The sequence below is a fragment of the Nocardia sp. CY15 genome, from assembly GCF_009829295.1.
GTDB classification, from domain to species: domain Bacteria; phylum Actinomycetota; class Actinomycetes; order Mycobacteriales; family Mycobacteriaceae; genus Nocardia; species Nocardia sputi.
The window spans coordinates 152,991-175,996 of the sequence record NZ_VUOT01000008.1 but is presented as its reverse complement, the minus strand read 5'-3'; the positions used below and the strand labels follow the sequence as shown (position 1 = coordinate 175,996).

Below are 23,006 nucleotides of genomic sequence, written 5' to 3'. Positions count from 1 at the left end.
GAAACAGCGGAATGCACATCACGACTGGCGAGATTATCCGCCGTATCCGCAAGTCGCTCGGCATGACTCAATCCGAATTGGGAGCCGTTCTCGGCTATACCCAGCCCGCCATTTCGCAGCTCGAGCGCGGCGGTGCTGCGGTGCACGATGTGCGGGTACTACGCCGAGTAGCCAAGGCGCTTCACGTTCCGCTTGCCATACTGGTGGTGGAGTCAGACGAGGAGGCGGATATGAACCGTCGCAACTTCCTACGCGCCAGCGCCCTCGGTGCCGGATCTGTCATCACAACTGGCGCGACGGGGCACGCAGTTGCCACAGTGCCATCAACCGCCAGCATCCGTGTGGGTGCTGCGGATGTCGCTGAAATTACTGCCAGTATCAATCAAATCCACGAGCTGGACCTGCTGGTAGGCGGCGACCGGCTGCGCCGGATAGCGGCCAACGAAGTGCGTTACGTCGGACAGTTGCTGGATAACGGAGCCTACACCGATGACATCGGGCGGACCTTGACCAGCGCCGCTGCTGAGATGATGACCGCCGCAGGCTGGGTCCACTTTGACGCGGTCCGGCTGGAGGACGCGCGTCGCTACTACGCACGAGCAGCGCAGACTGCGACCGCCGCAGGCAATGGCATTGCGGCGGCGCACGCTCTACTCAACGCAAGCATGCTCAGCTTCCAGGGTGGCTTCTCGCCGTCGAAGCCCTCGAAAGATGCGCGTCCCAGGGACGGGATCAACCTCGCCGACGCCGCGCAAACCTCAGCCCGCCGGGAGGGCGGGCCGAAGTTGCGTGCATTGGGAGCGATCTACGAAGCAGGAGCCCACAGCGCCATGGGCGATACCAGCACGATGGTGGAGGCGATCAGTCGTGCCCATCGTGCGTACGAGTCGAGCCGCGGTCATGACCCGGACTGGGTATACCTCCCGCCAGCGGCGCTGACCGGGATGACTGGTTGGGCGTACATGCGAATCGGCGACCACCGCACGGCGACCGCGTACCTCCAGACGGCAGTTGACGGCACGAACGCGTGGCCCCGGGAGAATATTGGCTGGCGCATCAAGCTGGCCGAGAATTTCATCCAGGCCGGAAAGATTTCTGAAGGCTGTCGGGTACTCATCGACCACTTCGATCAGATCAGCAACTTGACCTCCACGCGGTTGCAGTCCACCCTCCATGGCATCGTGGAAGACATCCGCCCATACGCCGGGGTACCGGAGGTACGCGAGTTTCTGGGGAAGCGGGCAGAAGCGATGTAGTTCAGTCGCAGTCCGCGGAAACCGCCGATCAAAGCCCAGGATCGGCACCGCTCGCCTCATCGATTTTCGCCGGGCCTGCGGTCCGGTGCGGTCAGGTGCGACTGCCACCAGCGGACCGTTGCACGCTGCGGGACGGAAGCGCCCGGTCTCTGCAACGCGAAGGACAGGCCCACCACCCGTCACGAATTTTCCCGAGAACCATTGGCCACATCCGATATCCGCGCAGTGAGAAATTCGGAGCGTTTTTGTTCGAGATACTCCTGCCAACGTTGACGAAGGCCAGGATACCCTGGAACACCGCCGGGTGGCGGCGGCATGAAGGTGACGAACTCCCCGACATCTTGCGGATAACCAAAATCGGCGAACAGCAGATCGACAGTTTTGAAGGGATCCTCGAATTCTGCCTGGTTCTCATGCACCCAAGCGAGTGCGAGATACGTCCAGACAAGGTCATCACGATCGACCAACTGATCCATCAGATCGGGGAGACGATCCAACTCATCCGAGAGCAGCAGTGAGATCTCCTCTATAGAACCCATCTTGGAACTAGCAGGCACAACGCATCCCAGCGCCAACTCAACCACATCCGACGGCGATATCCATCGGTTGACATAACCGTAATTCAGCTCGCCCGGAGTCAGGCGAGCTCGGTCGGTGATGAAGGACGCGGGGATGTTGAATTTCGCCGAATATTCCATAGATTCGCTCATGGCTTCGACGGTATTCCGTTAATCGTTCCATTGGGTACAAACAATTGATGTGTAACCTTTCCGGTCTCGTCTACAATCCACTCGAAACGCCCAGCCTTCCCGTTCAACTCACCCGGCATCTGCACCAGTGTATAGGGCTTACCATCTCCGCCGACGTTCTTGAACAAAGTCCCCTTCTCTGCGATGTCGTCGACAGGCCACGAAGCAGCACGATGATAAGGGTCAGGCTTCAGGCCGGATCCTGAGCGATCTGCCACCTTGATGACATCCTCGGCATCCTGTGGGGATCCGATCCTCATTGGAGATGTTTTCGCTTTCCCAGCATTCCTGACTTTTTCGAGCAGTTTGGTGGCAAGGTCCTTGATGCGCTGGACGACTTCTTTGGTCTTCGAGGTGACGCGTTCAACTGCGACGGCCGTACGTAGTTTCGCGGCTTTGACCGCAATTTTGATGAGATCGGCGAATTTATCGATGATCCTGGCGACCGCAGCGGTGGTTCTTGCGGCCACGGCGGCGGCACCGACGCCGAAACTGACGCAGGAGACGAGGACCGACAGCGCGAGGCTGACGGCCACTTCTACGGCGATTTCCTTGGCGAGGTTCCCGAGTAGTCGCTCGAGCTCGGCCCGCAGGGCGTCGTGGGCTTGTTTCTGGTCGCGGCAGGATTGGGCCATCTCGCCATACGCGCCGGCCAGGTCGGAGGCAACGGTTTTCAGTTCGCGCAGATCTTCGTCGATGAAGCCGGCGTCCGGTGAGGTGACCTGTTCGAACATCACCGCGGCGCGTTCGAGTTCGGTCGCGATAGCGGTGACGGACTCGTGAGTGGACAGCGTGTGCCACACATCGGCCGCGTGCGACAACTTGGCGGTGTCGCCATCCGGGATCGGGATACCGACCTTGGTGGCAAGTTCCAGACCGTCGTCGACCAGGCCGCGCCCGTCGCCGCCTGCGGAGGGCGGAATCGTCGACAACAGTTCCAGCGGTGTGTAGCCGAATGCCGCCGCCAGGCTCGGCAGCTGAGGTTCGGGCCGACCGCCGGCAGGGTCGTGATCGGCGAGGGCGTGGTTGTATCCGGCCTGATTCAGGACTTGGGCGTAGCCGTCGAGCGCCATGGTGAGGTCGAGCGAAAGCTTCCACATGTCGCTGGCCTGCTGATCATAGGACTCGGCCCAGATCTTGCCGTCGCCGATGCTGCCGGCCATGCCTCGTGTTTCGTCGAGGGACTGCATCTTGCTCTGGAAAGCGTTGATGAAACCGGAGGCGGCGGTGTTGCACGCGACGGCGGCGTCGTAGTAGACCTGTGGCGCGACATCCAGCACCGTCACGACGCTGCTCCACCACGGCCGAGCATTTCCAGATTCGCGGCCACGGCCGCGGTGTATCGCTGATGCGCGGCGACTGCGGCGGCCTGCATCTCGCGGATCCCCTCGGCGACATCCTGTGCGCCGGTGAGCCAACGAGCGAAGGCATCGTTCGCGGCGGTCGCAGACGGGCCGCTCCAGCCGGCTTGAACGGCGGTGATCCGCTGCTGGATACCGACGAGACTGTCCTCGAGGAAACCGGCGAATCCGGCCACGCGCGCGGTGATGTCGTCGAGTTCGGTCAGATCGACCCGAAACGGTTCGGCCATGCGTCATCTCCCCCGAGATCTACGGCAGATCGAGTGAACTGGTATTCGTGGCACGATCGGTATCGAGCTGGATATGCGTATCCGCGGTGACACCCATCAATTCGGCCAGCGTCGCGAGCGCGTCCAGAACGGTTTGCGCGCCTTGACGGGTTTCCTCCCAGCCTGCCTGGTACGCGGTCGCCGAGACCCCGGTCCATCCCTGCAAGAGGGCACCGATTTCAGTGTCCAAGGTACGGACTCCGTCGACCAACTCTTGGGCAGTCAACTGCAAGTAACGCCCCGCATCGGAAACCTCGGACGGGACGACATCGAAAGTCCCATCACCCTGCGCCATACTCCCCCTCCCCAGGCCCTGATGCCGGCAACCTTACCTCACCTCGTCCGATGGTTGCGTCCATAGCGTTGAGATGCGGCTCGAGCATCGGACCGGGTCAGAGCGTGTCGCAGCCGAACCGGCCTGGCCTCTCGCCGGGCTTCGGTCCGGCGTGTGCCGGCTCGGATTGGTTGCGGTGGTTGATCGCCCGGTGGGCAACCGAGGGTGCGTGCAACTTTTAATCCGCTTCAAGCGCGCAGAACAAGGCGGGATACGGAGGCCCGATCGTGCAGCGCGCCGCCCCGCACGGATTGCACCTGATGCCCTCGATCATCACCTGCGGCCTGTGGCTGCCGCTCTGGCTCATCCACTACCTTGTGGCCGGCAACCGCTGACCGCGACAACCACCTTTCGACGCCAAGGATCACTCGACATGTCCGCACGCTCGTCGCCGTCATCGCCTGCGGCGCCCTCACCTCGCTCGCCATCGGACTCGCCCACGCCGACTGGAGCGACTCCAAGCGCAACCGTATCCGTCGTGAGCATCCCGGCATTCTGCTGACCACACCGGAATCTTTGGAAGCCATGCTGATCGGCACAAAGACCGATCATCGGGAATTGCTCGGCCATATCCGGGCGGTCGTGGTCGATGAGGTACACGCCTTCGCCGGTGACGACCGTGAATGGCATCTACTGGCCGTCTTGGAGAGATTGCAGCGGGTCACCGGGACGCCGATCCAACGGGTCGGATTATCGGCGACAGTCGGCAATCCGAATTGATCAACGGAGCCTACACATGTCGATAGCCCAACGGATGAGTCGGCTCGGGCGGTTCACCGGATTCAGCCTCCTGGCCGTCGCCATAGTCGTGCCGGTAGCCATCGTCTGCCTGGTCGTCTGGGGCACGATCCGTAAGAAGTTGGACCCGCCCGCCGAGATGCGGCATACCTCCGCGACCGAAGTGGACCGGATACGAAACCGTCTCCACCGAAAAGGAGAATATCGGCGGCCTGCTCGTTTCGAAGGTCTTCATCGGTCCCGTAGTCGACCGGCCACAAGACCGCATAATCTCTCCGGGGGCGACGTACTAAGCCATGGGCAAACCGGGCCCGGCCGGAGTCTATTGGCTTGTCTACGGTGATTACGCAGACGGTTGTCACATCAGCGTCGATCGCGTGGTCGGCGGAGACGCCCTGCGCACAGTCCACAAGTTGTCGAGCACTCGACGCGACGAAGTATCCGGCGGCGAAAAACTGGTGCTGGTCGCGAAATTCACCTGCGGGGAGGGTTGATACCTCCAAGCGGCCATCCGGTCTCGTCCAGTCGGCGCTTGCTGCCGATCCCGTCACTGTCGAGCTAGAGATCGGCGGACGAGTGAATAATCAGGCTAGTTGTTCGATCTTCGCGGCTACCTCGGCGCCGGTCAGCGGCTCGCGCGCGATGACGGCGATGGTGTCGTCGCCCGCGATGGTGCCGACGATGTAGGGCAGTGCCGCGCGATCGAGAGCGCTGGCCAGGTAATGGGCGGCGCCGGGCGGGGTGCGCAGGACCGCGATGTTGCCGCTGGCGTCGGTGGAGACCAGCAGGTCGCCGAGCAGCTTGGACAACCGGTCGGTGCCGCCGGTGACGCCGCGGACGGGGCTGCCGTCCTCGGGCACCACGTAGACGCCCGCACCGCCGTCGGCGGCGCGCAGCTTCACCGCGCCCAGTTCGTCCAGATCCCGCGACAGCGTGGCCTGGGTGGTCTCGATGCCTTCGGCCGCCAGCAGGGCCGCCAGTTCGGTCTGGCTGCGCACCGCGTGCGCCGTCAGCAGCTCGATGATGCGCGACTGCCGTCCGGCGCGAGTACGCGCGATGGCGGGGCCGCTTCGCCCCGATTCCGACTGCGAAACGCTCACGACCGCGCCTCGCCTGAGCTCGGCGGCATCATCCGCGCTCGCACGCCGTCGCTTCGGTGCGCCGTCCGGCCCGGCTCGCCGCGACGGGAAGACGTCGCGGCGGTTCGCCCGCCCCCCTCGTTCACGCCCCGCTCCCGGATCGTCGCTCCAGCAACCAGACCAGCAGCGCTTTCTGGGCGTGCAGGCGGTTCTCGGCCTCGTCCCACACCACACTGCGCGGCCCGTCGAGCACCTCGTCGGTGATCTCCTCGCCGCGATGCGCGGGCAGGCAGTGCAGCACGACGGCATCCGGTTGGGCGTGCGCGAGCAACTCGGCGTTGAGCTGGAACGGCCGGAACGGACCGACGCGGTCCAGGCCGTCGTTCTCCTGCCCCATGGAGGTCCAGGTGTCGGTGACCAGCGCGTCGGCGCCCCAGGCCGCGGCGACCGGATCGCCGGTCACCGTGATGGTGGCTCCGGTCTCGGCGGCGCGCTTGCGCGCGGCCTCCACGATCCACGGCTGTGGCTCGAAGCCCGCGGGCGCGGCGATGGTCACGTTCAGACCCGCGGTGACGCCGCCGAGCAGCAGCGAGTGGGCCATGTTGTTGGCGCCGTCACCGAAGTAGGCGAGATCGCGCCCGACCAACTCGCCCTTGTGTTCGGCCAGCGTCTGCAGATCGGCGAGCACCTGGCACGGATGGAACTCGTCGGACAGCGCGTTGATCACCGGAACCGTGGCGGTGGCGGCCATCTCGTCGAGCCGGGACTGCTCGAAGGTGCGCCACACGATCGCGTCCACGTAGCGGGAGAGCACCCGGCCGGTGTCGCCGAGCGTCTCCTCCCGGCCCAGCTGGGTGTCGCGGCCGTCGACGACCACCGCGTGCCCGCCGAGCTGGGCGATGCCCATCTCGAAGGAGAAGCGGGTGCGGGTGGAGTTCTTCTCGAAGATCACTCCGACGCCGCGCGGGCCCTCGAGCGGGCGCCGGGCGAAGGGCGATTTCTTGAGTTCGGCGGCGAGCGCCAGGATCTCGGCTTGCTCGGCGGGGCTGACGTCGTCGTCACGCAGGAAGTGCCGCACGGAAGTCATTGCGCCGCAACTCCTTTCGTGTCCTCGAGCGCGCCGTCGAGGATCTCCGGCAGATCGGCGACGAAGTTGTCCGCCTGGGTCTCGGTGAGCACCAGCGGCGGCGCCAGCCGGATCACGTTCGGTTTGGCCGGGTTGACGAGGTAGCCCGCCTCCCGTGCTCGCGCTTCGACCCGCGCGGACACGTCGTCGGTGAGCACGATGCCCAGCAGCAGGCCCGCACCGCGCACCTGATCGATGAGCGGATGTTGCAACAACTCGATGCCGTCGCTGAGCCGCTTGCCGACCGACTCGACGTGCGAGAGCAGATCGGTGTCGTCGATCGTGCGCAGCACCGCGAGCGCCGCAGCCGCGCACACCGGGTTGCCACCGAAGGTGGTGCCGTGCAGGCCGGGGGTGAGCAGATCGGCCGCCCGCCCGTTGGCCAGTACCGCGCCGATGGGCAGTCCGCCGCCGAGGCCTTTGGCCAGGGTGATGACGTCCGGCACGATGCCGACGGCCTGGTGGGCGTAGAACTTCCCGGTCCGGCCGATGCCGGTCTGCACTTCGTCGAGCACCAGCAGCGCCCCGCTGCGCGCGGTGATCTCGCGCGCCTTGGCGAGGTAGTCGAACGGCGGTACCACCACTCCGCTCTCCCCCATGATCGGCTCGAGGAACACCGCGGCGGTGTCCTCGTCGACCACGGCGTCCAGCGCCGCGGCGTCGCCGTAGGGCACGTGCACGACACCGGGCGGCATCGGTTCGAAGGGGGTCCGCTTGGACGGCTGGCCGGTGAGGGCGAGCGCGCCCATGGTGCGGCCGTGGAAGGCCTCCTCGCAGGCGACGATCTTGTGGCGCCCGGTGAGCCGGGCGATCTTGAACGCCGCCTCGACCGCCTCGGTCCCGGAGTTGCAGAAGAAGGCGCGGCCCTCGCCGTCGGCGAAGTGCGCAAGCAACCGCTCGGCCAGCTCGATGACCGGCTCGCTGGCGTACAGGTTCGACACGTGCCCGAGCGTGCCGAGCTGCTGGGTGACCGCCTCGAGGATCGCGGGGTGCGCGTGGCCGAGGCTGTTGACCGCGATGCCGCCGAGGAAATCGACATAGCGCTTGCCGTCCGCGTCGTAGACCACGGCCCCCGCGCCGCGCACCAGCGCGACCTTCGGCGTGCCGTAGTTGTTCATCAGCGCGGCGGACCACCGCTTCTGCAGTTCAGCTGTGCTCATTGTTTCGTTCCGTCCGGTGCGCCGGACCCGTTCGGGGTGAGCGGGGCGGGAGTCACCATCGTTCCGATTCCTTCTCCGGTGAACAGTTCCAGCAGCACGGCGTGCGGGACGCGACCGTCGATGACATGCGCGGTCGGCACCCCCGCCGACACGGCGCGCAGGCAGGCTTCCATCTTGGGCACCATGCCCGCATCCAGGCGCGGGAGCAACTCGGCCAGCGCCGTCGTATCGATGCTGGAGGTGAGCGAGGAGCGGTCCGGCCAGTTCGTGTACAAGCCCTCGACGTCGGTGAGCACGACCAGTTTCTCGGCGCCGATGCCTTCGGCCAGCGCGGCGGCGGCGGTGTCGGCGTTGATGTTGTGCACCACGCCGTCGGCGTCCGGGGCGATGGTCGACACCACGGGGATGCGGCCGGCATCGATCAGGTCCAGCACAGCGTCGGGGTTGACCTCGGTGACGTCGCCGACCAAGCCGATATCGGTGGGCTCGCCGTCCACCTCGACGGTGCGGCGGGTCGCGGTGAACAGCCCGGCGTCCTCACCGGAGATGCCGACCGCGTAGGGGCCGTGCGAGTTGATCAGGCCGACCAGCTCACGGCCGACCTGCCCGAACAGCACCATCCGCACCACATCCATCACCTCGGGGGTGGTCACCCGGAAGCCGCCGCGGAATTCGCCTTGCAGGCCGAGCCTTTTCAGCATCGCGCTGATCTGCGGGCCGCCGCCGTGCACCACCACCGGGTGCACGCCGACCGTGCGCAGGAACGCCATGTCGGCGGCGAAGGCCTGCTTCAAATGCTCGTCGACCATGGCGTTGCCGCCGTACTTCACGACGACGATCTTGTCCCGGAACTTCTGCAACCACGGCAGGGCATCAGCCAGGACGTGTGCCTTGTCCAGTGCGGAGAGCGTGTGCAACACCTGACTGGTCATGAGCTGTAGGCCGAGTTCTCTTCGACGTAACCGTGCGAGAGGTCGGTGGTTCGGATGGTCGCGCTCGCGGAGCCGACGTTCAGCTCGATCCGCACCTCGATGTCGGTGCCGGAAAGGTCGACCGCGCGGGCTCCGGGCGCGCCGACTCCGTCGACGCACACCGGCTTCCCGTTGAACGACACCGAGATCCGGTTCGGATCGAGCGTGATCGGCGCCATGCCCACCGCGGCGAGCACACGTCCCCAGTTCGGGTCGGATCCGAACAGCGCCGTCTTGACCAGGCTATCGCGGGCGACGGTGCGCGCCGCGGCCACCGCCTCGTCCTCGGTGGCCGCGCCCGCGACGGTGACCAGCACCCGCTTGGTGACGCCCTCGGCGTCGGCCATCAACTGTGCGGCCAGATCGTCGCAGACCGCGAGCACGGCGGCGTCCAGTTCCTCCTGGCTGGGGGTGACCTCGCTGGCGCCGTTGGCCAGCAGCAGCACGGTGTCGTTGGTGGAGCAGGAACCGTCCACGTCGAGCCGGTCGAAGGTGCGGGCGGTGGCGTTGCGCAGGGCCTGGTCGAGCTGATCGGCGGTCACCGCCGCGTCGGTGGTGAGCACCACCAGCATGGTCGCCAGCGACGGGGCCAGCATGCCCGCGCCCTTGGCCATGCCTCCGACATTCCACTTGTCGCGGTGGTGGAACGCCGCCTCCTTGGGCACGGTGTCGGTGGTCATGATGGCCCATGCGGCATCCGAGCCACCGGAGAGGCCGCCGCCCATCTCGTGCACGATCTCGGTGACGGCGGGGATCAGTTTGTCCATCGGGAGCCGGTCACCGATCAGCCCGGTCGAACAGACGGCGATCTCGCCCGCGCCGGTCTCGGTACCCCAGTTGCTCAGCGCGGTGGCGAGTTCCTCGGCGGTCTTGTGCGTGTCCTGGAATCCGCCCGGCCCCGTGCAGGCGTTGGCTCCGCCGGAATTCAGGATCACCGCGCGCAGCCGCTTGCCGGTCAGCACCTGCTGCGACCACAGCACCGGTGCGGCCTTGACCTTGTTGCGGGTGAACACGCCCGCGGCCGGGTACTCCGGCCCTTCGTTGAACACCAGCGCCAGATCCGGCTTGCCGCTGGCCTTGATGCCCGCGGCGATACCCGCCGCGCGGAAGCCGAGTGGTGCGGTCACGCCCTGGGTCCGGACCAGCTTGCCGTCGGCGATGTCGGCTGTCGTCACGGTGCCACTCCTACGGTGGAAAGTCCTGCGGCCTCGTCGAATCCGAGCGCCAGATTCATGGATTGGACCGCGGCTCCCGCGGTGCCCTTGGTCAAGTTGTCGATCGCGCCGATCACCACGAGCAAGCCCGCGTCGGCGTCCACCGCCACCTGCAGGGTGACGGCGTTGGAGCCGAGTACCGACCCGGTCTGCGGCAGCACGCCTTCCGGCAGCAGGTGCACGAAAGGCTCGTCGGCATACGCTTTCTCGTACACGGCGCGCGCCTGGGCGGCGTCTACACGGATCGGCGCCGTGCAGGTGGCGAGGATGCCGCGCGGCATCGGCGCCAGTACCGGAGTGAACGACACCGAGACCTCGGCGCCACCGGCCGCCGCGAGATTCTGCGCGATCTCCGGCGTGTGCCGGTGCGCGCCCGCGATACCGTAGGCCCGCGCCGAGCCCATCACCTCCGATCCCAAGAGCCCGATGTCCAATTTGCGGCCGGCTCCGGACGCGCCGCTCACCGCCACCACGTGCACGGTGGGCTCCACGATGCCCGAGGCGACGGCGGGGGCCAACGCGAGGCTGGCGACGGTCGGATAGCAGCCGGGGACCGCGATCCGCGTCGCTCCGCGCAGTTTCTCCCGGCCGCCGGGCAGCTCGGGCAACCCGTAGGGCCAGCTGCCCGCGTGCGGGCTGCCGTAGTATTTCTCCCAGGCATTCGGGTCGGTGAGCCGGAAGTCGGCCCCGCAGTCGATGATCACCGTGGAATCGGGCAACTCGGCGGCGATGGCTCCCGACTGGCCGTGCGGCAGCCCGAGGAAGACCACGTCGTGGCCCGCCAGCTCGTCGACCGTGGTCGGTGCGAGCACCCGATCGGCCAGCGGCAGCAGATGCGGCTGCAACTCCCCCAGCGCGGTGCCCGCGTTCGAGCCCGCGGTGAGCGCCCCGATGACTAGGCGCCCGCTTCGGTAAGCGGGATGTCCCAGCAGCAGACGCAACACTTCGCCGCCCGCGTATCCGCTGGCGCCGGCTACCGCGACCCGCACGGCGGGTCCGGGCGGGCGGGGCGCATCCGAGGAATCAACCATGTGATGATTATGCATGACCATGCAAGCTCATTCACAGCCTGGGTTGCCGCTCCCGGTCACGACCACCTGATACCCGCCGCCTCGCTGACCAAACCGCGCGACCGAGACCTCGGCGCGAGCCGCCGTGCGACGGCTCAGCGCAGCACGGCCGGGTCGATACCCAGCGCTTCGGCCAGCCCGGCTTCGCCCCGCGCGGTGACCCGCACGGCACGGCCGCTACCGACGCCCTTGACCCACTCCAACTCTTTCAGGCGGCGGCACAGCTGTGCGCCCGCCGAGCCGCCGAGATGGACGCGGCGCTCGGTCCAGTCGAGGCAGGGCCTGGCCACCGGGCGTCGCGTGGCGCGCAGGGCGGCAGGGTCGACGCCCATCGAGCCGGTGAGCCACGCCGAGCCGGAATCGGTGAGGGCGAACCCGCCGTCACCGTGGAGCAGGCCACGCGCGGTCATGGCGTCGGTGATCGCCACACCGAGCCGGCCCGCGAGATGGTCGTAGCAGGTGCGGCCACGAGCCAGCGCGGCGGCGACCGCGGCGGTGCGCAAGCCGGTCACCGGGCGGCCGGACGGGCCGAGATGAGCGACCATGCCCTCGAGCAGTTCGGCGACCTGCGGACCGGCCAGCTGGACGTAGCGATGCCTGCCTTGACGGTGTTCGACCAGCAGGCCGCCGTCGCACAGGCGGTCCAGGTGCTCGGTCGCGGTGGACGCGGCGACACCGGTGTGGCGCGCGAGCTCGCCCGCGGTCCACGCCCGTCCGTTCAGCAGGGCGAGGCAGATGTCGGCTCGGGTGCGGTCGGCGAGCAGGGCGGCGAAACCCGCCAGTTCGGCTCCTGTGGTCGGCACCACTCCATGATGGCGGCCCCTCGTTTCGGCGGGCGCCGAAACGTTCCGTGGCTACCGTCGCGGCATGACTTCGTCTTCTCCGGCGCCCGGCGCGGCCACCTCGCCGACCAAGTTCGAGATCTTCCACGGTCTGCATCACCGTGACCGGCCCCTCGTACTGCCCAACGCCTGGGACTTCGCGTCGGCCGCGCTGCTGGCGACCGAGGGATTCCCGGCGATCGGCACGACCAGCCTCGGCGTCGCCGCCGCGGCAGGGCTGGCCGATGGGGCGGGCAGAACGAAGGCGGAAACGCTCGCTTCCGCCCGTCGCCTGGCGCGGCTGCCGATCCCCGTGACCGTCGACATCGAGGGTGGCTTCGACGAGCGGCCCGGCGCTGTAGCGGATTTCGTCGAACAGCTCGCCGCCTGGGGGATCGCGGGCGTCAACCTGGAAGACGGCCGTGCGGGATCGGCGCTGGCGACGCCGGAGCACCAGGCCACACTGATCGCCGCGATCAAGGAACGCACGCCTGAAATGTTCGTCAATGCCCGTATCGACACCTACTGGCTGGGTCTCGATCACGGCTCGACCCACGCCCGCGTGCGACGGTACGCGGCGGCCGGAGCCGACGGCGTCTTCCTGCCGGGCCTGACCGACCCGGAGCGCATCCGGCGGCTCGTGGCGACGACGGAATTGCCGGTCAACGTCCTCTATGCCGCCACCGGCCCCGGCGTCGCGACGCTGACCGGACTCGGCGTGCGCCGGATCAGCACCGGGTCGCTGCTCTACCGCTCGGCGCTGTCGGCCGCGGTGGAGGTCGCACGCTCCGTGCGGGACGACGCCTCCCCTGCGTCCGGCGTCGTGAGCTACACCGATATCCAACGCCTGCTGCCTGCGCACACCAGCCAGTGAGCAGCGATTCGTCCGGAACTCGAAAGCGTGGACCACTTCGCCCTCAGCCGTCGGCGAGCGGGTCCACTCCGGCCGCGTCGCCTGCGACGCACGAGTGGCGATGCCCCCGACGCGTCCGGCCGGAGCAGCGCCGTTTCCGCCACCGAGTCAGTGCTTCTGCACCACGCGCTCTCCTTCGCCGGGTTTCCAGATGGTGATGTCGAGGTGGTCGCCCGCTACCTCCACCGTCGACGCCCCGGTGAGCTCGGCGACGTAGAAGTGGTCGAACTCCTGACCTCGGATGTCGAAGCCGGTCTCATCGAACAGTTGCTGAGCGAAGCGGGTGTGCACCTCCCGGTCGGGGAGGTCCATGACGGTGCCGAACAGTTTGGCGTCGCCGTCGGACACGTTCGTGTCGACCGTGGCGGTGTGCAGGCAGAAGCGCGGATCCCGGGCGAGGTCGCGGAACTTGGTGGTGCCCGGCATCCCCGCGATCACGAGCAACCCCTCGAAGACCCGCGGCTCGATCGGGCTGATCCGCGGGTAACCGTCGGAACGGAGGGTGCCGAGCATGCAGAGATTCCCCGCGGCCCGGTGCCTGCGCAGGAAGACCTCGGCGATATGCGGCGCTTCTTCGGTGAATCGGCTCCAAGTGGTCATGCCGAGGACGGTACGGCGAAAACTTGCCGTCTTCTGTCAAGGTTTCCGGCTAGTGTCGCGGGCATGCGGGCGAGTCGACTGGTGCAACTGCTTCTGCTGTTGCAGACCCGGGGCCGGCTGACCGCGCCGGAACTCGCGCGGGAACTGGAGGTCTCGGTGCGCACCGTCTATCGCGATGTCGAAGCCCTCTCGGCGGCGGGTGTCCCGGTCTACAGCGAGCCGGGTCGCGCGGGTGGCGTGCGGCTGCTGGACGGCTACCGCACCCGGCTCACCGGCCTCACCACCGACGAGGCCGACGCGGTGCTGCTGGCCGGATTGCCCGGCGCCGCAGCCGATCTCGGGCTCGGCACCGTGCTGGCCACCGCGCAGTTGAAGGTGCTCGCCGCGCTGCCACCGGAACTGCGCGGACGCGCGACGCGCATCGCCGAGCGGGTGTACGTCGACGCGCCGGGCTGGTTCCACCGACCGGACGAGACGCCGACGCTCGCGACGATCGCCGACGCGCTCTGGCACGACCGCACGCTGCGCGTGCGCTACGGCCGCAAAGACACGGTGGTCGAGCGCTTGCTGGACCCGCTCGGGCTGGTGCTCAAGGCAGGCACCTGGTACCTGGTCGCCCGGAGCGGGCGCACGCCCCGCTCGTATCGGGTGGGCCGGATCCTCTCCGCCGAACCGACCGGCGAATCGTTCGACCGCCCCGCCGAATTCGACCTGCGCGCGCACTGGAGCGACGCCGCCGACGATTTCGCGCGTTCGATGCTGCGCGTCCGGGCGCGCTGCCGGATCGCCGCCACCCACCTGCGGTTGCTGCGGCTGATGAACGATCCGGCAGCGGTCGCGGAGGCACAAGCCTCCGCGGGACCGCCCGATGCCGAAGGCTGGGTCGAAGTGGTCGTGCCGTCCGAGTCCTTCGAGGTGCTCGCGCACGCTCTTCTTCCCCTCGGCGAGTTCGTCGAAGTGCTGGAACCGCCGCAGCTGCGCGCACAGCTCGCGGCGACGGCCGCCGCCATGCATGCGCGCTACCGCGGAGGTTAGCTCTCCCGCACCCGCCCGGTTCGGCTAGCGCCGGGTGCGGAAGAACTCGCGGACGTCCGCGGTCAGCAGGTCCGGCGCTTCCATCGCCGCGAAATGCCCGCCGCGGTCGAATTCGGTCCACCGGACGATGTTGTGCGCGTCTTCGGCGAGTTTGCGGATCGAGAGGTCACCGGGGAACAGCGCCGCCGCGGTCGGCACGTCGGACTTCCGCACGGGCGCTCCCCAGGCCGCGGATTCGCTGTAGAGCCGCAGCGAGGAGGCGAAGGTTCCGGTGAACCAGTACAGGCTGACATTGGTCAGCAGCGCGTCCCGGCCCACCGCGTCCTCGGGCAGTTCGATCGCCGGATTCGTGTACTGCCGGAACAGGTCGGCGATCCAGGCCAACAGCCCGGCGGGCGAGTCGTGGATGCCGATCGCCAGCGTCTGCGGACGGTTGGCTTGCAGCGTCGCGTAGTCGTAGCGGGCATAGCTCTCCGGGCCGGTCAGCGTGGCCAGCTTCGCCTGATCCTCCTGGCTGTACCCGGCCTGCGCACCCGCCGAGGACCACTCGCCCGCAGCCGCCGATTCCTCCGCCCCGCCCCACGAGTCGGTATCGCCGCTGTCCCACGCGGGGATCGTGATCGGACCGTTCACGTGCAGGCCCGCGAGGTGCTCGCGGGCGATATGGCCCAACCGAGCGGCGATGAAGTACCCCGCGTCGCCGCCCTGCACGCCGTAGCGGTCGTAGCCGAGGCGCGCCATGAGCGCGGCGACCACCTCCGCGAACCGCTCGGTCGAGCCAGCACCCGGGTCCGGGGACACCTCGGAGAACGCGAAGCCCGGCAGTGAGGGCACGACCAGGTGAAACGCGTCGGCCGGGTCGCCACCGTGCGCGCGGGGATCGCTCAGCGGTCCGAGCACCTCCAGGAACTCGACGAACGACGCGGGCCAGCCGTGGTTGAGCACCAACGGCAGCGCATCCGGCTCCGGCGAGCGGACGTGCAGGAAGTGCACCTGCCGCCCGTCGATGCCGGTGACGAAGTGGGGCAGTTCGTTCAGCTTCGCTTCGACGGCGCGCCAGTCGAATTCGGTGCGCCAGTACTCGGCCAGCGGACGCAGATAGGACACCCGCATACCCTTGTCCCACTTGGCGCCGGGCAGGTCGTTCGGCCATGGCGTGCCGGCGAGGCGGCGATGCAGGTCGTCGATCTTCTCCTGCGGGATATCGATGCGGAAGGGGCGAATGTCCTGGTCGGTAGTCATGTCCACCACGGTAGGAAGCGCTTAGGACGCGATCGTTCCTAAGTTTCCGGCATTGTGGCGTAATGCTCGAAACGTCGGCTCGCCTGCTCAAACTGCTGGCCCTGCTGCAGACCCATCGCGACTGGACCGGCGCCGAACTGGCCGAACGGCTCGGCGTCACCGGGCGCACGGTGCGCCGCGACGTCGATCGGCTTCGGGAACTCGGCTACCCGGTCCACGCCACCCAGGGCGCCGCCGGATACCGCCTCGGCGCGGGGGCCGCGCTGCCGCCGCTGCTGCTCGACGACGAGGAAGCCGTCGCGGTGGCGGTGGGCCTGCGCGGCGCCTCCGCCGGCACCGTGACCGGGCTCGAGGAGGCGTCGCTGCGCGCGCTGACCAAGCTGGAACAGGTGCTGCCGCCCCGCTTGCGCCATCGGGTCCGCACGCTGCGCGGCGCCACCTTGCGCGTCGGCACGCCCGGCAGCGACGTCCGGCCGGACACCCTCCTGGCCGTCGCTGAAGCGTGCCAGCGCCACGAACGGTTGCGGTTCGACTATCGCGCGCTCGACGGCGCGCCCAGTGTCCGCACCGTCGAGCCGCACACCCTCGTGCACTTCAGCAGACACTGGTACCTGGTCGCCTGGGACGTGGACCGCGCCGACTGGCGCACCTTCCGTGCCGACCGGATCACCCCGCGGATCCCGACCGGTCCCCGATTCGCACCGCGGGAACCGCCGGAAGGCGATGTCGCGGCGTATCTTTCGATGCGGCTGTCCACCCGGGCCTGGCCGCGGCAGGCGACGGTACTGCTGCACGGCTCCGCGGAGTATGCCGCCGATCGTGTCTGGCCCGGGATGGGCGTGCTGGAGGCCGTCGACGACCACAGTTGCCGCCTGCTAGTAGGGGCGGAAACACCGGAGCAGTTGGTGTGGATGATCACCTCGGTCGATCTCGACTTCACACTGCTCGCCGGTCCGCCGGAACTCGTCGAAGCCCTGCGGGCCCAGGCCGCCCGATGCGAGCGAGCGCTGCGCGCCTTCCCCGCACCGTAGCGGCCGCGGCGGCTAGCAGCTCCAATCCAGAACGGAGGCGAGCGATCTGAGCTGCACCGAGGCGGGGATCGCCCGCACCACGGCGTCACGGAACGCGACGGCGGGCGGAAACGACAGTTGCGCCGCCGCGCCGAGTCGGCGGGAACGGGACGCGATCATCCGGGTGCGCCGCCCGCGCTCCCGGTCGTAGCCGGCCAGGCCGCCGCCCGCGGCGGCCACCCTGCTCAGCACCACCGCGTCCTCCAGGGCTTGGCAAGCGCCTTGCCCGAGGGTGGGCATCATGGCGTGCGCCGCGTCGCCGACGAGCGCGATCCGCCCTGCTACATAGGTTTTCAATGCGGGCAGGTCGTAGAGGTCATGCTTCAGCACCTCGGCTTCCCCGGCCGCGGCGAGCAGAGCGGGAATCGGCTCGTGCCATCCGCCGAAGCGCGCGCGCAACTCGGCCAACCCGCCGCTCGGCGTGGCCTCGGGCAGGTTCGCGGTGGCGAAGCAGTAGACCCGGCCGTCGGCGAGCGGGACGTAACCGAAACGTTCGCCGCGTCCCCAGCTCTCGCCCATCTCACCGACCGGCTCGTGCGGCGTGACGACCACACGCCACGCGGTGTAGCCGCCGTAGCGGGGCCGTACCTCGCCGCACACGGCACGACGCACCACGCTGCGAATGCCGTCGGCGCCGACGACGACGTCGCCGCTGGATGTGCCGGCCGAATGCACCACCGTGCCGTCGGTTCCGGCCTCGGTCACGGTGACACCGGTGCGCAGCTGCTCCCCGGGGATCGCGGAGCGCAGCGTGTGCACCAGATCGGCACGGTGCAGCATGATCGGACTGCCGTATCGCGCCCGGATCGCCTCGGCGTCCATCCTGGTCAGCCAGCGCCCCGCCTGGTCACGGATGCCCGCCGCGCCTTCCTCGACGGCCCGTGCACGCACTTCCTCGCCGACACCGAGCGCGTCGAGGGCGCGAAGAGCGTTGGGCCACAGGGACAATCCCGCCCCGACCTCGGTGATCTCGGCGGCGCGCTCGAGCACCTCGACCTGCCATCCCCGCCGCAGGAAGGCCACCGCCGTCGCCAGACCACCGATGCCACCGCCCACGATGAGCGCCTTCGACATGGCTTCCCCTTTCTCCGGACCGCTCGGCGAGCAGCTGTCCCGGACCATACTACGAATGTAGTAGCGAATCCCGGGCCTGTAGCACGGATCACTACTGCTGTAGTATCAGGGGCATGTCCACCAAGCGCGAGATCGTGTTGGACGCGGCGATCGACCTGCTGGGATCCCGGGGCACCCGCGCGCTCACCCACCGCGCGGTCGACGAGGCCGCGGGCATGCCGGCCGGCTCGGCCTCCAACTACTTTCGCACCCGAGAGGCGCTGCTGACCGGAATCGCCGAGCGGCTCGAGGCGCGCGACTACGCGGATTGGGCAGCGCTCAACCGGCAACCCGCCCCCGGCACGATCGAGGAACTCGTCGACGGCATGGCAGCCTTCGTCGTATACGCCGTGCGGACCGACCGTGTGCGGACACTGGCTCGATACGCGCTGTTCCTGGAGGCGCAAACCACGCCCGCGTTGCGCGAGACCGTGCGGCGCGGGCACCGCAGGTTGACCGAATGGGCCGCGGGCCTGCTGGCGGCGGTCGGCGGCGACCAGGCGATGACGCAGATCTTGGTGGGCCAATTCGACGGCATCATCCTGCACCAATTGGTGGACCCGGCGCCGGACTTCGATCCGCGCCCCATGCTCGGCCGGTTGGTGCGCACACTGATCGCTTCCAGAGGTTGATGTACGCGCGACATCGGCATCCCGGCACCGCGTTCCACCGAAGGCCCCGGCGCTGCCAGGAACTCGCTGAATCTCCCTGAGGGTCGTCTCTCAGAAGAACGTGTGCAGGAGATCGACCACCCGGGGCGTCGCAGCGTCGGCGTCATCGATCACGGGAATGAGCCGCCATTTGTCGAACGCCGTGCACGGATGCGAAAGACCGAGGCGCACGACCGCGCCGATCGGCAATTCCGTCGCGGCGCCACCCGGCAGCCGGAGGAAGGCGTGCTGGTCGTTGAGCGCGGAGACCGAGGCGCCCGGGTCCAGCGCGTCGCCGCCAGGTCCCGCGACGCGTTGCGGGATCGGAAGCCCCTCGTCGAACGGCAGATCGCGTTTGCCCGCGTCGAGCAACGCGAGTCCGGACTCCGGGCGCGAGAGAGTACGCGCCCAGCCGTGCATCGCCGAACGCAGCGGCCGCGCGCATCCGGGCGCGACCAGAGGCGACATGCTCGCGTAGAAGCCGTCGTCGTGGATGACGTACGCCCCAGAGCGCAGGACGACCGTCGTCGCGACACCGTGGCTGCCCTGTTCGTCGGAGAGCGGGGCGAGGTACTCGAGCGCCAGCTCCGGATAGGCGCTGCCACCCGCGGTGACGATCGCCGGACCCCGGTATCGCCCGGCCGCGGCGAGTTCCCGGTGCAGGCGGGCGAGTGCGGCGAGATAGTCGTGCACCGCGCGGAGGCCGTTGGCGGTGCGGTCGTGCGCGAGCGCGCCTTCGTAGCCGCCCACCCCGGCCAGCGACAGCCGGGACGCCGCGTCGATCGCCCGCGCCACATCGTGCGCTTGCTCCACCGTGCGCGCGCCGGTCCTGCCGTTCGGGCCGCCGAGTTCCACCAGCACCCGGATCCGCTCTCCCTCCGGGGCGGTGCGCAGGTGCGCGTCCATCAGCGCGACCGTTTCGACGCTGTCGGCCCAGCAGACGAACTCGAAAGACGGGTCACGCGCCGACTCCGCCGCCACCCAGCGCAGTCCGACCGGATCGACCAGCGCGTTGGCCAGCAGTACCCGCGCGATGCCGAAGGATCGCGCCACCTGCGTCTGCCAGATGGTGGCCAGGGTGATGCCCCACGAGCCCGCCGCCAGCTGGTCGGCCCACAGCTGCGGGGCCATCGTCGTCTTGCCGTGCGGCGCCAGCCGCACGCCTGCCGCGCGGACCCAATCGGCCATCACCGCGATGTTCGTCGCCACGGCCGCGCGATCCACGGTGAGCACCGGCGTCTCCAGCTGCTCGAGCGTCGGCGCGGTGGCGCGGAACTCCCGCACGGTGCGTCCCCAGGCCGCCGGTGGCATGCCCTTGTGCTCGGGACCGATCCGGCGGTCCGCGAGCGCCGCTACGGCTGCTTCGTCGATCTGCACGACGTTCTTCCTACCGGACCGGACTGCTCGGCGGTACGGCCCAGGCGGCTCAGCCCGAGTTGCGCAGGGCCGTGGCCAGGCCGTTCATGGTCAGCAGGATGCCGCGTTTCACCAGTTCGGAGTCGTCCCCGGCGCGCAGGCGGCGCAGCAGTTCCACCTGCATCTGATTGAGCGGCTCCAGGTAGGGGAAGCGATTGTGGATCGACTCCGCGAGCGACGGGTTGTCGGCCAGCAGGTGATCGTTGCCGGTGATGGCGGCGTGCATACGCACGGTCCGGGCGTGTTCGTCGCGGATCATGCCGAAGATCTGCTCCCGCAACGACCCGTCCTCCACGAGTTCGGCGTAGCGTGCCGCGATGTCCAGATCGCTCTTGGCCATCACCTGCGCCATGTTGGACAGCACGGTGCGGAAGAACGGCCAGCGGCGGTACAGGTCGGCCAAGGTGGCCAGTCGCCGCGGGTCGCCGCCGATCCACTCCTCCAGCGCCGTGCCGGTGCCGTACCAGCCCGGCAGCATCACCCGCGCCTGGCTCCAGGACATCACCCAGGGGATGGCGCGCAAGTCGGCCACCGAACTCGTCGGCTTGCGCGAGGCAGGCCTGCTGCCGATGTTCAGGTCGCCGACCTCGGCGACCGGCGTGGATTGCCGGAAGTACTCGACGAATCCGGGTGTTTCGTGCACCAGCCGCGCGTATGCGGCGCGAGCGCGGGCGGCCAGGTCGTCCATGATTCCGTAAGACGGCTCGGCGTCGGGGCCGAGGCCCTCCACGTCCAGCAGGGTCGACTCCAAGGTGCCCGCGATCAGCGATTCCAGATTGCGGTGCGCCGCACCGGGTTCGGCGTATTTCGCGGCGATCACCTCACCCTGCTCGGTGAGCCGCAGCGAGCCGCGCACCGCACCCGCGGGCTGGGCGAGGATGGCGTCGTAGCTGCGGCCACCGCCGCGACCGACCGTGCCGCCGCGACCGTGGAACAGTCGCAGCCGGATCCCCGTCTTGCGGGCGACCTCGACCAGGTCCAGTTCGGCCCGGTACAGCGCCCAGTTCGCGGCCAGGTACCCGCCGTCCTTGTTGGAGTCGGAGTAGCCGAGCATGACCTCTTGGCGCATCCCCTGCGCGGCCACCAGATCGCGGTAGACGGGCACCTCCAGCGCCGCGGACAAAGTCGCCGCCCCGGCCCCCAGGTCCTCGATGGTCTCGAACAGCGGGACGATGCCCACCGGGCAGCTCGGCGGCCCGTCCGGCTCCCCGGGGTCGAGCAGTCCGCCTTCCTTCAGCAGCAAAGCGGCTTCGAGCAGATCGCTGACCGACGTGCACATGCTGATGATGTAGTTCGGCACCGCCTCCGCGCCGAGGGTGCCCACCACATCCCGTGCGGCGCGGACGATGCCCAGTTCCTTCGCGGCGAGTTCGCTCAGCCGTGCGTGCGGGCCGAGCAGCGGGCGGCGGGTGCGCAGTTCGGCGGCGAGCAATTCCACCCGGCGCGACTCCGGCAGGCTCGCGTAGTCGGGGTGCACCCCGGCCCAGGCCAGCAGCTCGGCGACGACCTGCTCGTGTACCTCGGAGTTCTGTCGCAGGTCCAGGCCTTGCAGGTGGAAGCCGAAGGTCTCCAAGGCATAGCGCAACGCGGCGAGACGATCGTCGGCGAGCAGGCCGTCACCGCTGCGCCGCAGCGAGGCGTCGATCGCGTCCAAGTCGTCCAGCGCCGCCTGCGGCGTCGGGTAGGGCCGCGCCCCGGTGTCCAGGCCGTTGGCCGGAACCTCTCCGAGCGCGGCCAGCGCGGTGGCGGTCAGCCGGGCGCGAACATGGTGCAGCGCACGGCGATACGGCTCGTCGGCATGCGTGGCCGGATCGGGATATCCGGTCTCGGCGAGGGCGGCGACTTCGGGCGTCACCGTGACCAGCCGAGCCGACAGCGACAGCGTCTTCTCCAATTCCACCAGCTCGCGCAGGTAACGCTCGAAAGCGACGCCCGCCGCGCGGAAGGCGGCCTGACGCACGACATCGGCGTCGACATAAGGGTTTCCGTCACGGTCGCCGCCGATCCACGAGCCGGGACGCAGGATCGGGCGCGGCAGCAACTCGACACCGGGCCAGCGCGAGCGCAGCGCCGCGCGCACCTCGGCGTTGATCTTCGGGATCACGTCGAACAGGGTGAGGTCGTAATAGCGCAGACCCACCGAGATCTCGTCCTGGATGCGCAAGCGGGCCAGGCGGATCAGCGCGGTTCGCCACAGGCTCAGCACCTGGCGACGGATCCGCAACTCCAGATCGGCTCGCTCGCCCTCGGCATAGCGCTGACGCAGGCGCATCAACTCGGTGATCCGGGCCTGCGCGTCGAAGACGGTGCGGCGGCGGGTCTCCGTCGGGTGCGCGGTGATCACCGGCGACACCAGCGCGTCGGCCAGCAGATCGGCGACCCGGGCCCCGTCGAGCGCGGCCGCGTCCAGTTTGCGGTAGGTCGCCGCCAGCGAGGAGTCCTGCGGAGGCTCCCCCGCCGCCTCGTGCGCGGCGCGGCGGCGGTCGCGTTGGATGTCCTCGGCCAGATTGGCCAGCAGCACGAAATAGCTGAACGCGCGGATGAGCGGAAGAGCCACCGCGATGTCCACACCGTCCAGCATTTCCGCGACGGCGCTGCGCCCGACTTCCTCGCGGCGTACCCGGAAAGCCTCGATACGCACCCGCTCGATGAGGTCGAAGACCTCCGGTCCCTCGTGGTCGCGAATGGTGTCGCCGAGCACGCCGCCGAGAAACCTGATGTCGTCGCGCAGCGGCCGGATGGCGTCCTGTTGGGTCTCGCTCATCGTTTCGCCCATGATCAGACAGTATTGCCCTCCGGCCCGCGCGGGTATGCGACGC

At 68.7% G+C, this 23,006-nt stretch carries 21 protein-coding genes and 1 pseudogene; 6 read left to right on the top strand and 16 right to left on the bottom strand.

What is annotated here, in order from left to right; translation table 11 throughout:
- Nucleotides 1–11: 11 nt before the first annotated feature.
- On the top strand, nt 12–1,256 hold the full coding sequence (locus GVY39_RS13010; protein ID WP_159923947.1) for a helix-turn-helix domain-containing protein: 1,245 nt from the start codon (nt 12–14) through the stop codon (nt 1,254–1,256).
- A 179-nt stretch (nt 1,257–1,435) separates the two neighbouring features.
- On the opposite strand, the gene GVY39_RS13005 is transcribed toward GVY39_RS13010, so the two are convergent.
- From GVY39_RS13005 to GVY39_RS12990, 4 genes are read right to left on the bottom strand one after another with little or no spacing between them, the layout of a single operon-like run.
- Complete coding sequence (locus tag GVY39_RS13005) at nt 1,436–1,966, bottom strand: DUF2247 family protein (RefSeq protein WP_159923945.1); 531 nt, start codon at nt 1,964–1,966, stop codon at nt 1,436–1,438.
- Nucleotides 1,963–3,291 carry a hypothetical protein gene (locus tag GVY39_RS13000; RefSeq protein WP_159923943.1) on the bottom strand — a complete coding sequence of 443 codons (1,329 nt, stop codon included), beginning with the start codon at nt 3,289–3,291 and terminating at the stop codon, nt 1,963–1,965. The genes GVY39_RS13005 and GVY39_RS13000 overlap by 4 nt, the downstream gene beginning before the upstream one ends.
- Complete coding sequence (locus GVY39_RS12995) at nt 3,288–3,596, bottom strand: WXG100 family type VII secretion target (protein WP_159923941.1); 309 nt, start codon at nt 3,594–3,596, stop codon at nt 3,288–3,290. Before GVY39_RS12995 ends, GVY39_RS13000 begins: the two co-directional genes overlap by 4 nt.
- Nucleotides 3,597–3,615: 19 nt before the next feature.
- Nucleotides 3,616–3,930 (bottom strand): WXG100 family type VII secretion target, encoded by a 315-nt coding sequence (locus tag GVY39_RS12990; RefSeq protein WP_159923939.1) that lies wholly within the window; start codon nt 3,928–3,930, stop codon nt 3,616–3,618.
- Between the two features lie 477 nt (nt 3,931–4,407).
- Here GVY39_RS12990 and GVY39_RS12985 point away from each other — a divergent pair.
- Nucleotides 4,408–4,683 (top strand): annotated as a pseudogene (locus tag GVY39_RS12985) (DEAD/DEAH box helicase); the annotation flags it as partial.
- A 608-nt stretch (nt 4,684–5,291) separates the two neighbouring features.
- On the opposite strand, the gene GVY39_RS12980 reads toward GVY39_RS12985, so the two are convergent.
- The 7 genes from GVY39_RS12980 to GVY39_RS12950 all read right to left on the bottom strand — a co-directional run bounded on the left by GVY39_RS12980 (nt 5,292) and on the right by GVY39_RS12950 (nt 12,130).
- Entirely contained in the window at nt 5,292–5,807 is a 516-nt protein-coding gene (locus tag GVY39_RS12980) for an arginine repressor (RefSeq protein WP_195072334.1), read from the bottom strand.
- A gap of 121 nt (nt 5,808–5,928) precedes the next feature.
- Nucleotides 5,929–6,873 (bottom strand): ornithine carbamoyltransferase, encoded by a 945-nt coding sequence (gene argF / locus GVY39_RS12975; RefSeq protein WP_159923937.1) that lies wholly within the window; start codon nt 6,871–6,873, stop codon nt 5,929–5,931.
- The gene (locus GVY39_RS12970; RefSeq protein ID WP_159923935.1) at nt 6,870–8,072 is read right to left on the bottom strand and encodes an acetylornithine transaminase; all 1,203 of its coding nucleotides are present in this window, start codon (nt 8,070–8,072) and stop codon (nt 6,870–6,872) included. Before GVY39_RS12970 ends, argF begins: the two co-directional genes overlap by 4 nt.
- The gene (gene argB / locus GVY39_RS12965; RefSeq protein WP_159923933.1) at nt 8,069–9,004 is read right to left on the bottom strand and encodes an acetylglutamate kinase; all 936 of its coding nucleotides are present in this window, start codon (nt 9,002–9,004) and stop codon (nt 8,069–8,071) included. Before argB ends, GVY39_RS12970 begins: the two co-directional genes overlap by 4 nt.
- Nucleotides 9,001–10,218 carry a bifunctional glutamate N-acetyltransferase/amino-acid acetyltransferase ArgJ gene (gene argJ / locus GVY39_RS12960; protein WP_159923931.1) on the bottom strand — a complete coding sequence of 406 codons (1,218 nt, stop codon included), beginning with the start codon at nt 10,216–10,218 and terminating at the stop codon, nt 9,001–9,003. Before argJ ends, argB begins: the two co-directional genes overlap by 4 nt.
- Complete coding sequence (gene argC / locus GVY39_RS12955; RefSeq protein WP_159923929.1) at nt 10,215–11,288, bottom strand: N-acetyl-gamma-glutamyl-phosphate reductase; 1,074 nt, start codon at nt 11,286–11,288, stop codon at nt 10,215–10,217. Before argC ends, argJ begins: the two co-directional genes overlap by 4 nt.
- 134 nt (nt 11,289–11,422) lie before the next feature.
- Nucleotides 11,423–12,130, bottom strand: a complete 708-nt coding sequence (locus GVY39_RS12950; protein WP_159923927.1) for a helix-turn-helix transcriptional regulator — start codon at nt 12,128–12,130, stop codon at nt 11,423–11,425.
- A 64-nt stretch (nt 12,131–12,194) separates the two neighbouring features.
- Between GVY39_RS12950 and GVY39_RS12945 the strand changes: the two genes are divergently transcribed.
- Entirely contained in the window at nt 12,195–13,022 is an 828-nt protein-coding gene (locus GVY39_RS12945) for an isocitrate lyase/phosphoenolpyruvate mutase family protein (protein ID WP_159923925.1), read from the top strand.
- 147 nt (nt 13,023–13,169) lie between these two features.
- On the opposite strand, the gene GVY39_RS12940 is transcribed toward GVY39_RS12945, so the two are convergent.
- Entirely contained in the window at nt 13,170–13,661 is a 492-nt protein-coding gene (locus GVY39_RS12940; RefSeq protein WP_159923923.1) for a pyridoxamine 5'-phosphate oxidase family protein, read from the bottom strand.
- Between the two features lie 63 nt (nt 13,662–13,724).
- Between GVY39_RS12940 and GVY39_RS12935 the strand changes: the two genes are divergently transcribed.
- Nucleotides 13,725–14,696 (top strand): YafY family protein, encoded by a 972-nt coding sequence (locus GVY39_RS12935; RefSeq protein ID WP_159923921.1) that lies wholly within the window; start codon nt 13,725–13,727, stop codon nt 14,694–14,696.
- A gap of 24 nt (nt 14,697–14,720) precedes the next feature.
- Here GVY39_RS12935 and GVY39_RS12930 read toward each other — a convergent pair whose 3' ends face one another.
- Complete coding sequence (locus GVY39_RS12930) at nt 14,721–15,938, bottom strand: epoxide hydrolase family protein (protein WP_159923919.1); 1,218 nt, start codon at nt 15,936–15,938, stop codon at nt 14,721–14,723.
- 62 nt (nt 15,939–16,000) lie between these two features.
- Between GVY39_RS12930 and GVY39_RS12925 the strand changes: the two genes are divergently transcribed.
- Entirely contained in the window at nt 16,001–16,969 is a 969-nt protein-coding gene (locus GVY39_RS12925; protein WP_159923917.1) for a YafY family protein, read from the top strand.
- Between the two features lie 12 nt (nt 16,970–16,981).
- On the opposite strand, the gene GVY39_RS12920 is transcribed toward GVY39_RS12925, so the two are convergent.
- Nucleotides 16,982–18,130 carry an FAD-dependent monooxygenase gene (locus GVY39_RS12920; protein WP_236565429.1) on the bottom strand — a complete coding sequence of 383 codons (1,149 nt, stop codon included), beginning with the start codon at nt 18,128–18,130 and terminating at the stop codon, nt 16,982–16,984.
- 65 nt (nt 18,131–18,195) lie between these two features.
- Between GVY39_RS12920 and GVY39_RS12915 the strand changes: the two genes are divergently transcribed.
- On the top strand, nt 18,196–18,753 hold the full coding sequence (locus GVY39_RS12915; protein ID WP_159923915.1) for a TetR/AcrR family transcriptional regulator: 558 nt from the start codon (nt 18,196–18,198) through the stop codon (nt 18,751–18,753).
- 90 nt (nt 18,754–18,843) lie between these two features.
- On the opposite strand, the gene GVY39_RS12910 is transcribed toward GVY39_RS12915, so the two are convergent.
- The gene (locus GVY39_RS12910; protein WP_159924058.1) at nt 18,844–20,082 is read right to left on the bottom strand and encodes an amino acid deaminase; all 1,239 of its coding nucleotides are present in this window, start codon (nt 20,080–20,082) and stop codon (nt 18,844–18,846) included.
- A 115-nt stretch (nt 20,083–20,197) separates the two neighbouring features.
- Entirely contained in the window at nt 20,198–22,951 is a 2,754-nt protein-coding gene (ppc, locus tag GVY39_RS12905) for a phosphoenolpyruvate carboxylase (RefSeq protein WP_159924056.1), read from the bottom strand.
- Nucleotides 22,952–23,006: the final 55 nt, after the last annotated feature.